General features: G+C 62.0%; 15 protein-coding genes and 1 pseudogene. 10 read left to right on the top strand and 6 right to left on the bottom strand.

Features of this window, described 5'->3' with window-relative positions; genetic code table 11:
* Positions 1-11: 11 nt before the first annotated feature.
* A complete protein-coding gene (locus ACIPUD_RS30055) occupies positions 12-1139 on the bottom strand; it encodes an ABC transporter substrate-binding protein (RefSeq protein ID WP_446482086.1) in 1128 nt (375 codons plus the stop codon).
* Between the two features lie 79 nt (positions 1140-1218).
* Positions 1219-2259 carry a LacI family DNA-binding transcriptional regulator gene (locus ACIPUD_RS30050; RefSeq protein WP_446482085.1) on the bottom strand — a complete coding sequence of 347 codons (1041 nt, stop codon included), beginning with the start codon at positions 2257-2259 and terminating at the stop codon, positions 1219-1221.
* A gap of 80 nt (positions 2260-2339) precedes the next feature.
* Here ACIPUD_RS30050 and ACIPUD_RS30045 point away from each other — a divergent pair, with 80 nt between their 5' ends.
* From ACIPUD_RS30045 to ACIPUD_RS30000, 10 genes and pseudogenes are all read left to right on the top strand, one after another.
* The gene (locus ACIPUD_RS30045; protein ID WP_446482084.1) at positions 2340-3485 is read left to right on the top strand and encodes an acyl-CoA dehydrogenase family protein; all 1146 of its coding nucleotides are present in this window, start codon (positions 2340-2342) and stop codon (positions 3483-3485) included.
* Between the two features lie 14 nt (positions 3486-3499).
* Entirely contained in the window at positions 3500-5035 is a 1536-nt protein-coding gene (locus ACIPUD_RS30040) for an AMP-binding protein (protein WP_446482083.1), read from the top strand.
* 10 nt (positions 5036-5045) lie between these two features.
* Complete coding sequence (locus ACIPUD_RS30035; RefSeq protein ID WP_446482082.1) at positions 5046-5825, top strand: citryl-CoA lyase; 780 nt, start codon at positions 5046-5048, stop codon at positions 5823-5825.
* 11 nt (positions 5826-5836) lie between these two features.
* Positions 5837-6283 carry an acyl-CoA thioesterase gene (locus ACIPUD_RS30030; protein WP_446482081.1) on the top strand — a complete coding sequence of 149 codons (447 nt, stop codon included), beginning with the start codon at positions 5837-5839 and terminating at the stop codon, positions 6281-6283.
* A 13-nt stretch (positions 6284-6296) separates the two neighbouring features.
* Positions 6297-7058: an enoyl-CoA hydratase/isomerase family protein gene (locus ACIPUD_RS30025; RefSeq protein ID WP_446482080.1), complete on the top strand. Its 762-nt coding sequence runs from the start codon at positions 6297-6299 to the stop codon at positions 7056-7058.
* Positions 7059-7061: 3 nt separating this feature from the next.
* Positions 7062-7706, top strand: a complete 645-nt coding sequence (locus ACIPUD_RS30020; RefSeq protein WP_446482079.1) for a flavin reductase family protein — start codon at positions 7062-7064, stop codon at positions 7704-7706.
* Between the two features lie 206 nt (positions 7707-7912).
* Positions 7913-8050, top strand: a pseudogene (locus tag ACIPUD_RS30015) (epoxide hydrolase); the annotation flags it as partial.
* A 97-nt stretch (positions 8051-8147) separates the two neighbouring features.
* Positions 8148-8876, top strand: a complete 729-nt coding sequence (locus tag ACIPUD_RS30010; RefSeq protein WP_446482078.1) for a LuxR family transcriptional regulator — start codon at positions 8148-8150, stop codon at positions 8874-8876.
* A 79-nt stretch (positions 8877-8955) separates the two neighbouring features.
* Positions 8956-9588, top strand: coding sequence for an acyl-homoserine-lactone synthase (locus tag ACIPUD_RS30005; RefSeq protein WP_446482077.1), 633 nt, complete (start codon positions 8956-8958; stop codon positions 9586-9588).
* Positions 9589-9678: 90 nt separating this feature from the next.
* Positions 9679-10638, top strand: a complete 960-nt coding sequence (locus ACIPUD_RS30000) for a LysR family transcriptional regulator (RefSeq protein ID WP_446482076.1) — start codon at positions 9679-9681, stop codon at positions 10636-10638.
* Here ACIPUD_RS30000 and ACIPUD_RS29995 read toward each other — a convergent pair.
* From ACIPUD_RS29995 to trbF, 4 genes are read right to left on the bottom strand one after another with little or no spacing between them, the layout of a single operon-like run.
* Positions 10605-10850 (bottom strand): DUF2274 domain-containing protein, encoded by a 246-nt coding sequence (locus ACIPUD_RS29995; protein WP_446482075.1) that lies wholly within the window; start codon positions 10848-10850, stop codon positions 10605-10607. The genes ACIPUD_RS30000 and ACIPUD_RS29995 overlap by 34 nt on opposite strands.
* A 3-nt stretch (positions 10851-10853) precedes the next feature.
* Positions 10854-12065, bottom strand: a complete 1212-nt coding sequence (locus ACIPUD_RS29990; RefSeq protein WP_446482074.1) for a TrbI/VirB10 family protein — start codon at positions 12063-12065, stop codon at positions 10854-10856.
* Positions 12062-13096: a P-type conjugative transfer protein TrbG gene (gene trbG, locus ACIPUD_RS29985; RefSeq protein WP_446482073.1), complete on the bottom strand. Its 1035-nt coding sequence runs from the start codon at positions 13094-13096 to the stop codon at positions 12062-12064. Before trbG ends, ACIPUD_RS29990 begins: the two co-directional genes overlap by 4 nt.
* On the bottom strand, positions 13093-13776 hold the full coding sequence (trbF, locus tag ACIPUD_RS29980) for a conjugal transfer protein TrbF (protein ID WP_446482072.1): 684 nt from the start codon (positions 13774-13776) through the stop codon (positions 13093-13095). The genes trbG and trbF overlap by 4 nt, the downstream gene beginning before the upstream one ends.
* Between the last annotated feature and the right edge of the window lie 74 nt (positions 13777-13850).

The following is a 13850-nucleotide window of genomic DNA, read 5'->3' as shown; positions in this document are numbered from 1 at the left end:
AGGCGCCGGAGCTAGTGAGCCGCAACGGTCTCGACGATGGCCGGCTCGCCATCCACTTCGTTGATTTGCATCGCCGACCGGATCGTGCCGTCCTTCTCGAAGGTGACACGCCCGCCGACCAGATCGAACGATCCGATCTCACGTCGCTTCGCCAAGAGGTTCTCGCCCGTGATCGGCAAGCCCGCCTTCTGCAAGGCAGACGCCAGGGCGCCGTACAGGATCACCGCGTTGTAGTAGTTCGCGGCATAGGCGGTCGGCGCCCTGTTGGTCTTGGTCTGATATTCCCGCGTGAAGCGCTTGGTCACCGGATCGTCGGAATTCCAGTCGATGCGCTGCGTGGTGAACAGCGCTCCCTTGGCCTCGGGAAGGCTGGCGATGGCGGGAATCGCGAACCCGGAATAGCTGGCGATCTGCTGCGTAACACCGTTGTCGCGCAGCTGCTTGATGATCTGCGACTGCTGCGCACCGAAGGAGGCGATGTAGACGACATCCGGCTTGGCATCGCGCACCCGCGCCGCGACCCCGCTGAACTGCTGCGCGTTCGACGGCACGGACAGCGCCTCGGCAAGCGTCGCGCCGAGCGAAGGCAGGCTGGATTCGAGCTCGCGCTTGATCGACTGACCGAGCGGATCGTCGACATAGACGAGGACAAACCGCTTCAACCCCCGCTTCTGAACGAGGTAGGGCGCCATCGCCCGCACCTCGAAATTAGCCAGCGGGATGACGTTCCAAAAATACTCGCCAAGCTCGGCAAGGTCGGGCCCGACCCCGCCGCCATTGACGGCAACCGTATGGCTGCGTGTCGCCGTCGTGGAGATCGCCTTGGACACGCCGGTGAACGCGGAGAGCACGTAGCTAACCTTTTCGACGTTCACGAGCTTGTTCATAGCGATCACGCCCTGCTGCGGGAGCGCCTGACTGTCCTCGTAGGCGATCGAAAGCTTTCCGCCGAGCACCTTCGAGTCGTTGAGGTGGGAGACCGCGAGCTCGGTCGCCCCCATGTAGAGATCACCGTAATCGGCATTCGCGCCGCTCAGGGGGAAGAGTGCTCCGATGCGAAGATCCTCAGCGGACGCCTGCCCGGCGGGCGCGAGAAGCATCGAAAACGCAAGTACCGCGACTTTCCGCAGAGGCCACATCGCAAACTCCCGATTTACGAAAACGATTTCGTAATCTAGGTCGCGCCGGCCCGGCTTGTCAAGCGACAGATGCGGGCTTTCAGACTTCGCTGGCTGCGACCAATTGGCCGCCGTGGGACGACCGCAGAATCAGCTCGGGGGACCAGATTTCCTGCAATTCCTTGGGCGAACGTCCGTCCATGGCGGCAAGAAGCAGGTCGACCATGCGACGCCCCGCCTCGAACGTCGGCGCGGAGAACGTGGTCAGGGGCGGATTGAGATAGGGTCCGAGCGGGTGATTGTCGCACCCGATCACCGGAATATCGACGCCCGGGCGTCTGCCCGTCTCCGCGATCGCCTGCATCGCGCCGGTGGCAATCAGGTCATGACCGCACATGATCGCCGTCGGCGGATCGCTCATGGCGAGGAGTTGGCGGGCGCCGGCAAGCCCGCCCTCTTCACTGGTGCTGGTTTCGACCACGAGATCGGGATCGAACGGCAATTTCGCTGCTTTCAATGCCGCGCGATAGCCTTCCTGCAAGAGATGGCTGATCATGAGGTATCCCGGCGTGCTCAGGAGCCCGATCCGGCGATGCCCAAACCCTACGAAACGCGCGGTTCCATTGCGTCCGGCGACTGTCCGGTCGATGTCCACGAAGGGAAACGGCTTGCTGGTCTCGCTCCGACCAAGCGCGACAAACGGCACATTGCGCTCCTGGAGATAGCGGATCCGGGGATCGTCGCGGCGCGTGCGGCCGAACATCACTCCATCGACGCGCTGCCGCTCGACCAGGCGGCGGAAGCTCTCGAGCTCTGTCTCCAGCGTCCGCCCCGCGACGATAATGAGCTGAAACGGGGTCTGACTGAGATTCTGATCGATCCCCATCAGCAAATCGAGGAAGAATGGATGCGCGAAATGGGTCTGCGGCGGCGACAGCACGAAGCCGATGGTCTCCGACGTTTGCGTGCGCAGCCGCCGTCCCGCCGGATCGGGCGAAAAGCCAAACTTTTCCGCCGCTTCCAGCACTCGGCGCTTGGTCGCATCACTCACGTCGCCGCGGTCATTGATGGCCTTCGAAACCGTCGACACGGCCAACCCCAAATGTCGGGCGAGTTCTACGATGTTGATCCGCTGCTTCATTCACGCCTCTTGCCGCCAACACTTGACACAGGAGTTCGCTGGCGTCTAGGTTATTTACGAAATCGTTTTCGGAGATGCCGATGATCGACCTTGCCTCGCATGAAATGACAATGCTCCGCCAGACAGTGCGGGGATTTGTCCGCAACCGTCTGGAGTCGCTCGAGCAGCAGATCGAGACCGACGACAACGTGTCACCCGATCTCCTCGCCAAGCTGCGCAGCGAAGCCTCGGAGCTCGGGATCTACGGCTTCAATCTTCCGCCCGAGCTTGGCGGCTACGGCCTTCCGGTCGCGGCGCAGGTCGCCATCCTGGAAGAGGTCACCCACACCTCCGTTCCGCTGTCCGAGGTCGTCGGCTTCCTGCCGCTCTCGCTGGTCCACCTCAACGAGGAGCAGCGCGACCGCGTTCTTCCCGATCTCGTGTCCGGCCGCGTGACAATGACATATGCCCTCACCGAACCGGATGCCGGCTCGGATCTGGGCGCGATCCGCACCAAGGCGGTGAAGGTCGATGGCGGCTGGCGCCTCGAAGGCGCGAAGCAATTTATCTCCAACGTCGAGACCTGCGACTACGTGATCGTGCTGGCCGTGACCGATGCCGCCGCCTCGCTCAAGGGGCGGCTGACCACGTTCATCGTAAAGCGCAGCAATCCGGGGCTGGTCGGCATGACGCGCTACAAGAAGATGGGGTGGCACGGCTATCATCTGAACGGCTTCTCGCTTGAGGACTGCTTCGTTTCGGATGCCGACGTCCTCGGACGTCCCGGCGACGGCTTCCTGGTCATGATGGCCTCGATCAACCACGACAGAATCCTTTCGGCCTGCCGGTCGCTGGGATTGGCACAGCGCGCGCATGACATGTCCGTCGCCTACGCGAAGGAGCGCCGCGCCTTCGGCGCGCAGCTCGCTGGCCATCAGGCCATTCAGTTCATGATCGCGGACAACGATGTCGAGATCGAAGCGACGCGTGCGCTGATCTATCGCGCCGCCACGCTGTGCGACCAGGAGGATCCGACCGCACGGATCGCGGTGTCCAGGGCCAAGCTTTACGCCAGCGAGATGGGATGCCGGGTCGTCGATCGCTGCCTCCAGATCTTCGGCGGGATGGGCTACATGTGCGAGCTCCCTATCGAGCGTTTCTATCGGGACGCCCGCGCGTTCCGGCTGGGTGAAGGCACATCCGAGATGCAGCGAATTCAAATCGCTCGCCAGGCTCTTTCCAACTGACGGAGGGGATCACAATGAGTGGAGCACCAAGCCCTTTTTTCGGGCTGCTCGATGACCATGCCGATGCGCCGGCGATCTATCTCGGCGACTATGTCGCCACGCGCAGGGAACTGGCCGAAGCCTCGAACCGCGCGGCGGCCTTTCTGAGCAGCCTCGGCTTGACGCGCGGCGACGTGATCGCGCTCTGGATCCCGGATGGCCCGACCTGGCTGCAATTCCTGTTTGCCGCCGCGCATCAGGGGATTTTGGTCGTTCCGATCAGCACGCGATACCGGCGCGCCGAAGCGCTTCATGTCATCGCGTTGTCCCGCGCGAAAGCCGTCGTGGCGGCGGCCAACTTCCTCGATGTGGCCTTCGCGCAGATCGTGCGCGACATCCAGCTCGAGGTGCCCACGCTCGCGCACGTCATCGAGATCGCCGACCCGAGCCGTTTCCATGCGGGCTCCGATGGTCATATCGAAGCTGTTGGCCGACCGCAGGATCTGCTGTGCACGTTCAGCACGTCCGGAACGACCGGCGCGCCGAAGCTTGCAGTTCACGACCAGCACAGCTGCCGCACCCACGGCCACATCGTCGCTTCAGCGTTCGACATCCATCCCGGCGACAAGACGCTATGTGCATTGCCCCTCTACGGCGTCCTCGGATTTGTCCAGGCCATCGCGACGCTTGCGCGCGGCGGAGCCTGCATTCTCCTGCCGGTCTTCAAGGCCGGCGAAGCCGCAGCGGCGATCGAGCGGCACGGGGCGACCCATGTGTTCGGCTCCGACGGGCTGCTCGATGCCGTCTTCAACGTGCCTGCGGCGAAACTCTCGACGCTGCGCGCCGGAGGTTTTGCTGATTTTGCAGGCCTGACCGATCGGGTGATGAGGACGGCCGAAGATCGATGGGGCTTGCGTCTCGTGAGCGTGTACGGCTCGTCCGAAGGTTTTGCCCTGATGGCCGCGCGCTCGCCCTCCGAACCGATCGAAGCCAGGTCGCTGCCTGGTGGTCGTTTGCTCTCTGGCGAGATGGCGTTTCGTATCGTCGAGCTCGACAGCGCAACGCCGGTCTCGCCCGGCGCGATCGGTGAGTTGCAGATCCGGGGCTACAATGTGATGCCCTTCTATCTGAACAACGAGGCCGCAACCGCGCGCTCGTTCACCTCCGACGGCTGGTATCGAACCGGCGATTTCGCATACGCGGACCAGGACGCCTTCGTTTACCTGTCGCGCATCGGCGACGGCCTGCGCCTGCGCGGCTATCTGGTCGATCCAAGCGAGATCGAGACGTTCCTCTGCCGGCATCCGGACGTGTCGGCTGCTCAGGTCGTTGGCGTGCGCGTCGAGGGCGAAGGCGACGTTGCGGTGGCCTTTGTTCGCGCCGACCGCCAGCTCGGCGAGACCGAGCTGCTCGCCTACTGCCGCGAAGGCATCGCCAACTACAAGGTCCCACGTCGCATCGTCCAGCTGGACGCGTTTCCGGTCATCGACGGCCCGAACGGCACCAAGATTCGCAAGGCGGCCCTGAGGGAGCACGCCACCCAACTCCTCAGCTCCGCTCCCATCACCTGACGAGGTTGACATGAAACGGCACGAGATCAAATCCGACATCGCCTGGGCGACTCCTACGCAAATCAAGGTCCACGGGCTCGACCTCTGCACCGAGATCGTCGGCACCGTCGACTTCGGACAGATGGCGTTCCTCGAGATTTTCGCACGCCTTCCGAATGCGCACGAAGCGCGCATGTTCAATGCCATGATGGTGATCTTGGTGGAGCATGGCATTACGCCCTCGTCCCTCGCCACGCGGATGACCCATTGCGGCGCGCCGGAAGCCGTGCAGGCTTCGGTCGCCGCGGGATTGCTGGGACTCGGCTCGGTGTTCGTCGGCTCGCTGGACAACGCGGCGAAGATGCTCCAGGAGGCCTTGCCCGACCCGCAGGCGTCCGTCGATCTGAAGCGGCTGGCGACCGACATCGTCAGCGCCCACCGGAGCCGGCGGGAGATCATTCCGGGTGTCGGCCATCCCTTCCACAAGCCGATCGATCCGCGCACACCGGCCCTGTTCAAGGTCGCCCGCGAAACCGGTTTTGCCGGTCGCTACGTGGAGCTGATGGAGAACATCGGCGCGGAGGCAAGCCAGCAATATGGCCGGCCGCTCCCGCTCAACGTCACCGGCGCGATGGCAGCCATCGCCTCGGAATTCAAGCTGCCCTGGAAGATGTGCCGCGGCCTCGCCGTGGCGGCTCGCGCGGTCGGTCTCGTCGGGCACATCATCGAGGAAATGCGTCAGCCGATGGCCGAGGAGATCTATTACCGGATCGAGCACGAGGCCACCGAGCACTCCCGCCCGCGCGAGTGAGGGAGCGTCGGATGAGCGAGGATCCGGTTTCGCGCGCCCCTTCAATGCCAAGGCTGACGCCGGAGCACTTCCGGTTCTGGAGTCTGGAAAAACTGCGCAACGCAGACACCGATCAATTCCGTCACGTTAACAACGCTGCGATCGCCAGCTTCCTGGAAGGCGGTCGCATGGACCTGTTTGCGGATCCCGCAATCAGTCGTCTGATGGATGGACTCAACGTCGTGGTCGGTCGGCTGACCACCGAATTCCATGCCGAGATCTTCTATCCGGGCGAGATCAATATCGGCTCAACCGTCACGTATATCGGCCGCTCGTCTTTCGAAGTCCTGCAAGGCGTCTTCCGCGCCGGGACATGCGTGGCGTCCGCGACGGCATCCTGCGTGCTACTCCAGGCGGGTAAGCCATACACGGTTTCGGACGAGATCCGGCGGCACCTGCTCGGCGATCCTCCAGTTTAGCAAGAGCCTGACCATGCCGGTGCTTTACAGCCGCCACGGCGACATCGCCGTTTTCACCTTGAACGACGTGCAGCGGCGCAATGCCCTGTCCCGGGCTTCGGTCGCGATGCTGAATGAACTGATCGAGCGGTCTCGCGACGAGAAGGCGCGAGCCATCGTGATCGCCGCGAACGGTCCGGTGTTCTGCGCGGGCGCCAACATCGACGATTTGAAGGCCGGATGGATGAGCGGAGCTCACGATCCGACCGATCCCGCCCTGCTGTTTCGCGCCTTGGCCGAGGAGAGGCGTCCCACCGTCGCGGCGGTCCAGGGCGGCGCTCTGGGCGGCGGATTTGAGCTGACGCTGTCCTGCGATCTTGCCGTGATGGGAACGGAGAGCTACGTCGCTCTTCCGGAATTGGGGCACGGTGTCATTCCGAACACCGCGCTGGCGCGCCTCCACCGGGCGGTGGGTACGCGGCGCGCGGCCGAACTGATATTGACGCGCCGCCGGCTGAGTGCAGCCCAGGCCGTCGAGTGGGGATTGGCCAATCTCGTGGTCCCCACGGCTGACGTCCTTTCCAGCGCGATCGATCTCGCGCTCGGCATCGTGCAGTCGGCGCCACCGGGCGCCATCGCTGCCGCGAAACGCAACCTCGCCCATCACGGCGAGACGGATTGGGCGCGCGTGCTGTCGTCGCCCGAGGATGTCCCGCCGGCCGAATGGCGTGAGGGACTGCGATCCTTCGATGAACGGCGCAAGCCCAGCTACGATCAATTCTGGCAGGACAAGTGAATCATGGAGCCGAAGGCAACCAGTGCGACGTCGCAGGATATCCATTTCTACGAGCCGTCGAAGGGGCACGGGCTGAAGCACGATCCCTTCAACGCCATCGTCGCGCCCCGGCCGATCGGCTGGATTTCGTCGCGCGATGCGAATGGCAACGCCAATCTCGCGCCGTACAGCTTCTTCAACGCCTTTTGCTACACGCCGGCGCTCGTCGGCTTCTCCTCGACCGGCTGGAAGGACACGGTTGCGAACGTCCGGGACACCGGCGAATTCTGCTGGAATCTCGCAACCATGGATCTGGCGCGGCAGATGAACACGACCGCCCTCCATGTCGGCCGTGAGGTCGACGAGTTCGCGATTGCCGGACTGACGCAAGCGCCGAGCCGGTTCGTGAGCGTGCCGCGCGTGGCGGAAAGCCCGGTGTCGTTCGAGTGCAAGGTCGCGGACATCATCCAACTCAAGGGGACGACGGGTGAACCCGCGGCGGCTTGGCTGACGCTTGGCGAAGTCGTCGCTGTCCATATCGACAAGGCTTTCATCAGGGACGGTGTCTATCTCACCGAGCTCGCGCGCCCGATCGCACGCGCCGGCCGACGCGGCGACTATTTCGAGATGACCGTCGACACCATGTTCGAGATGGTCCGGCCCGACTAGCGGACGCCCCAGAATTTCTATCGCAATGGGCGTGTCAGATACCAAACCTGGCGGGGACCATCCGGAGTTCAACATGCCTGCCTCTGCTCTCTTGTCCGACGCTCGGTCGCTTGTTGCCGACGGTGCCGATGCGCGTTCTGCGCTTGTGCTGGCGCCCGCGCCCGACAGCCTCGCGCCCTTCGAAGTCCATGTGCCGCAAGGTGCCATTCCACCTGGTTGTGCCTTCCATCCTTGGCTACGGTTTCTCCGACAAACCTGCCGGGCCGGGCTGGAACCCGGGGCGCATCGCGCGCGCCTGGGCGGTCCTGATGCATCAGCGGCTCGGATATGAGCACTGGGTCGCGTAGGGAGGCGACTGGGGCTCGGTGCTCGGCCATTACTTACGCCATGGCTACCAGATCGATATTTGCGCAACCTTGACCCTGGATACTCAGCGCAACGATGCATCGCATCTTTCAAAACTTCATCGACCTACTGGCGACAGCAAAAGACGCTGCCGATTTTTCGGAAGCCCTGTCCAAGACAGCGACAGCTCTTGAACTAACCTGCTTTGCCTATCTTTCGCTTCCGAGCCGGATCGAAGGCGCCCCACGTCTGATCTCATCCTATCCAGAGAGATGGACCTCTCACTACCTGCAGAGCCGATATGAGCGCATTGATCCTGTCATCGAACAAGCGCTTCGGACCCCTGAGCCTTTCCAGTGGGGTGTTGGATTGCAATCGGTTAGGCAGACACGCGTTCAAAAGAAGCTTCTCGACGAAGCTGCTCAATTTGGACTCCGGGTCGGCTTTACCGTACCCATTCACGACGGTCGTGGCCCCGTAGCAGCGCTGACTTTCGCCGCCGAAAAGCGCAATCCGGTCTTCGATGGGCGCGTCAAGTCCGACGCGCGAGTTCTTCAGCTCATGGCAATGTTCTTCCACGCTCACGTTCGCCGCAGGCTCGCGAAGGAGCGCTACATCGCCGGAGTACCTTTATCGCCGCGGGAGTTGGAATGCCTGGAATGGGCCTCCCAGGGAAAGAGCGCTTGGGAAATCGGGCGGATCCTCGGCATTTCCCGGCATACGGCGGCGTCCTACCTGGATAGCGCAAAAGAAAAGCTTGGCGTAAAGACCGTCGTCCAGGCAGCACTCCGACTAGCGGCTGTAAAAAGAGAAGAGCAAAATTAAGACAATGGCCTCCCACAACTACAGGTGATGAACTTGCCAACGCTTCCACCATAGTTTCCGACAACACTGGGAGGAAGCCATGATCCAACTCATCACCGAGCCTTGTTATGGGGAATTTTCCAGCACCCTGGTCGCGATGCATCAGTTGCGATACCGCGTGTTCAAGTCGCGAATGGATTGGGACGTCCAGACGAGCGGCGGCATGGAAATTGACGACTTCGACGCACTCCATCCCACCTACCTGATACAGGTATCTGACAGCGGCCAGGTACAAGGTTCCGTTCGCCTCCTGCCCACGCTTGGCCCAACCATGCTTCGAGACACATTCTCAGCGCTTCTTGAAGGCCAACCGGCGCCCTCAACTTCCTTCGTATGGGAAAGCAGCAGGTTCGCGATAGACATTGCTGCCGACGCACCGAAAGGAGATCACGGTATAACTCGCGCCGCTTACGAGCTGTTTGCAGGAATGGTCGAGTTCGGGCTCTCACGACAACTCACTGATATCGTTACCGTCACAGATGTCCGAATGGAGAGAATCCTTCGACGAGCCGGTTGGCCGCTGCGACGCATTGGTAATCCTGCCGCAATCGGCAACACCCTGGCCGTAGCGGGTTATCTCGACATTTCGCGCGAGGCTCTGGCCAGCCTTCGCAAAGCCGGCGGCCTTTCCACCCCGGCTCTTTGGACTCCGCTAGTCTTCGCGGCAGCCTAGAGCCGTCCATCATCCAGCTAACAACCCAGACATACGTCCCCGCATGGAGCGGGGACGTCACGTCTTGCGGCTTCCCGCCGAGCTATTAACATGACCGAAATCGGAAGAACGAACGATCGCCGGGCGGCCCGAAAAGCCATCGACCTACAACAGCTTCGTTTGGCCGTTGCCGCTTGTGAGTACGGGAGCTTTCGGCGGGCCGCCGAAGCGCTTTCGGTCAAGCACAACGTTCTGAGCCGTTCTATCGCACAGCTCGAGTACCTGGTCGGGGCTTCACTATTTGACCGCTCAAGCGGGGGAATCAAACCTACTCTCGCGGGTCGAGCAGTTCTACGAATTGCGCGGCTGATCCTTGAGCAGGTAGACATGCTCGTTGACACCGGGCGATCAAGTGGTCGCGGCGACACGGGCCATCTTGTCATCGGCTTCTTCACATCGATGTCGGCGGGCAATTTGCGCGCGACGATAGGGGAGTTCAAGAAGCTGCTACCACGGCTCGAATTGGCAACGATGGAACGCTCTCGCTTCCGTCTGATGACTGCCCTCCGTAACGGAACTGTCGACGTTGTCGTTAGCCCTCGACGTCTGCATTCGAAAGACACCAGATCACTACTGCTCTGGAGCGAACGTATCCTGATCTCGCTGCCTCGGGATCACTGCCTGGCAGCACGCGAAATCATCTATTGGACCGATTTGCGTAACGAAAAGATCCTTCTAAGTCAGTATGATCCTGGTCGGGAGTTTGAGGATCTCTTGATCTCGAAGCTCGTGCTACCTGACGATCGCCCCAAGGTAGAGCGCCATGACGTAAGCCGTGGCATCATCAAGAGTCTGACGAGTATGGGCATGGGGCTCAGTCTGGTGATGGAATCGGATATTGGTGCAAGTTTCGCTGGCCTTGTGTACCGGGAGTTGCAGGACGGAACGGGACCAAGCCGGGTGGACTTCTATGCGCATTGGCGCGACGACAATGAGAATCCGGCTCTGGAGCGTTTCCTCAATCTGTTAGCAGAACGCTATCCCTCACCTCCGCCAGCCCTTGGGGAATGACCGGCTCGTCTCGCTTTTGCAAATCCGCGGTCCGTAGCCATAAAGCGCGCGAGCATGGGCGCGATCAGCTTTGCCGGATCGATGCGCTGCCCATTTTCGCGTGCGAGGACCTCTGCATAGACGACGAGATCCCGATGAACTGACGCTGGAAGCTCAGTGGTGACCTTGACCGGCTTATCATCTGGCAGCGCTCCTATTTTTAGCTTGGGCATCCCCTATCCTCCGTAAGGTGCAAGTATGAGGTCGCGATTGACGACAACGCGAACCGGGAAACCAGGTCGCACTGTTAGGGTGGGCTGTATATTGAGACTGCGCCGAACCACCTGCTGCCCGGTCTGGTTCAATGAGTCCGAGGCGCCGTGTCGCAATGCCTGGATGATGGCGCTGTCGTTGTTGTTGGTATCTGAGCCGGCACCCAGTTCGGTCCCGACCGCCAGGAACGTCGAAAGCGCCGCAGCCTTGAAGAGCTCACCCCAGTGGTTGTCGACCTGGTCTTCAAGGCCCGCATATCCTGCGGTGTCAGCGCCAGGCTGCCGCTCGAGAACGATAGAACGTCCATTTGGCATGATCAGCCGGGTCCAGACGAGCAGGACACGTGACTGGCCGAAAGTGACCTGACTATCGTAGATCCCGATCAGACGCGCTCCCTGAGGCACAAGCAGAAAGCGGCCAGTCGGCGTGTCATAGACATTCTCGGTGACCTGCGCCGTAATTTGGCCTGGCAGGTCCGATCGGATTCCGGTGATCAGGGCTCCCGGAATAACCGTCCCAGCCTGCACGATATATGGTGAAGCTGGCTTGGTGACGCGATCAGGGCTGACTGTGCGGCGGTCCACAGAGGCGTTCACGAAGGCAAGCTTGCGGTCCTGACCGTTCTGCGCAAATCCGTCGTCATTGGCACTCGTCCGGCTTTGTGATGCGATGCGATCGCCCCCTACACCTGCAGCCGTGGGCTCACGCACTTCTCTCCCATTGGTCGAAGCGAACAAATGGCTGACGCGGGCCGCTTCGGTCTCTTGATCCCGGCGCTGCTGTTCCGGATCACCGCCGAGCTGCGGCGACTGGCCTTGGGCAGCAAGGATCGGTCGACCGAGGTCCCCGGGGAGCGGCGGACCAAGCTGCGGGATTGGCTGGCGTGGAATGCCAGCATAGTCCTTCGGCAGCGTCGTAATGCCGTCGGCGACATTGTGATGGTCGGTACTGTAAAGCTCATCGGCCGCCTGGTCTCGAGGACGATTCTTCTGCAGCGACCACAGCACGGCTCCGCCGATGACAAGCAGGGCGACCGCGCCCCCTCCCGCCAGTACTTTCCGTGACAACCGTGTCACGCGCGGGTGCTCCGCTCTCAAGCGGAAGCTCCTGGACTGATCCTCTTGTGTCTCAGGCGGAGCCGCTTGCTTCTGATCGTTTCCATTCCGGGTGTTCATGACGACGGCCTCCCGTCAGTCCTGACAATTCTGACCTTCCGCTGGTGCTCACCGCCAAGTCGGAGTTCAGCGGCTGCAAACAGCCGATCGACGATCAATACGCTGCCGTAAGCGCGATAATTGACGAGTTCGGTCTTGCCGTCCGGACCGATGACGAAGAGCGGAGGCATCTCGCCCTGCACGATGCCTTGCGGGAATTCGACATAGACCTTGCGGCCATCGTCATATGCGGCGAGCGGCCGCCAGGGAGGACTGTCCCCTTCGATGGCATAGCGGGAGATGCGCTGGGCCGGATCGGGAAGAACGGGTTTCAGAGCGACTGCATGGGAACGGTCACGTACTGCTTCCGGATAGTACCAGGCAACGGATGGCATGTATGGCCGCTCGCGGGAGCGGAGCTCAATCAGGTACGTGCGCCGGTCAGTATTGACGACAAGATTGGTCTCGATCGATGCGCGGGTTGGCTTGACCAGGATATGGACGCGTCGTGTGTCGCCGTTCCCGCTTTCGGTATCGCCCACGACCCAGCGTACGGTATCTCCAGCCGCGATCGGCCCTGATCCCGTCAACTGTTCCCCCTCCTCGAGCGCGATATCCGTGATCTGCCCAGGCGCGGCATAAACCTGATAGAGCGCCCCGGGACTGTAGGCGTAGATTTGCGCTGCGTTGAAATATCCCCGTTTGCGCGGCTCGACTCGCGCCGCGCTGTTTGCGGTCTCAACCCGGCTCACGGGTTCAGCCTCTTCTTTGGCGCCCGACTTGCCGCCGAGAACGGGTTTCCAGAGCGGCGGAACGTGAAGCGGCTGAGGTCGGTCATCGAGTGCCGCTGGAGGCGCTGGCAACGGCGGGACCTCGGCGTCATAGCTGATTTCCGGCGGAATGTAGGTCGCGCACCCGGCGAGGGCCGATGTGCCAAGCAGCAAAGCTGGTAAAAGGGCTCGCCTCAAAGCGGCGAGCTTGCACCTGCTCGAGTTGGACCTGCGGTATTGGATCGGCCCTTTTGAACACATGTCACGCGTCGTCTTGATCACTGACCCAGCTCCTTTGACCAGTTGATGGCGTGGACGTAGACGCCAAGGGGATTCTTGCGCAGGCGCTCGGCGTCTCGCGGCGTCTCGATTGCCACCGTGAGAATCGCGGTCCAGCGCTCGGTCGCACTCAGCGAGCCATTCTCGTAGATGCGTTGGATCCAGGCGACCCGGAAGCTCTCTGAAGACGCACGGATGACGCTCGACACATCGACGGAGATCTGCGCCTTGCCCAGCTTGGCAAACGGGTCATTGTTACGCGCAAAATCGTTGAGCGCAGCGGCACCGCGATCGGTCGTAAAGTCATAGGCTCGTAGCCGGTTCTGGCGCAGAACGATGCCGTCAGCCGGCAAACCTCTGACATCCTCGATAAACCGCGCCAAATGGTAGGCGATCTGGGCGTCGGTGGGCTGATAGTCGATGTTGGCTGGAGCGACACGTTGGGCCTGGCCCAGGCGATCAACCTCGACGACCCATGGCGTGATCGATCCTTGTGCTGCCTGCCAAACAAGTCCACCGGCCAGGCCGCCCGAGAGCATGAGGCAACCGAACGCCATCAAGCGCCAGTTCTTGGCCTGCACGCGCGCCGATCCAATGCGTTCGTCCCAGACCTGTGCTGCTTTTTGGTAGGGTGTGACCGGTTCGGGCATGCGCCCGTAGTGAACGGAAGGTCGTCTGAACATAGATGTTGCCCCTGAGATGCGTGATTGGCTTCGAGTGACGCGGTGCGCCGTTTGATGGCCGCTGCTGACCGAGC

The organism is Bradyrhizobium sp. CAR08, assembly GCF_052871955.1.
The sequence above is the reverse complement of the archived record's forward strand: the minus strand, read 5'-3'. Positions and strand labels throughout refer to the sequence as shown.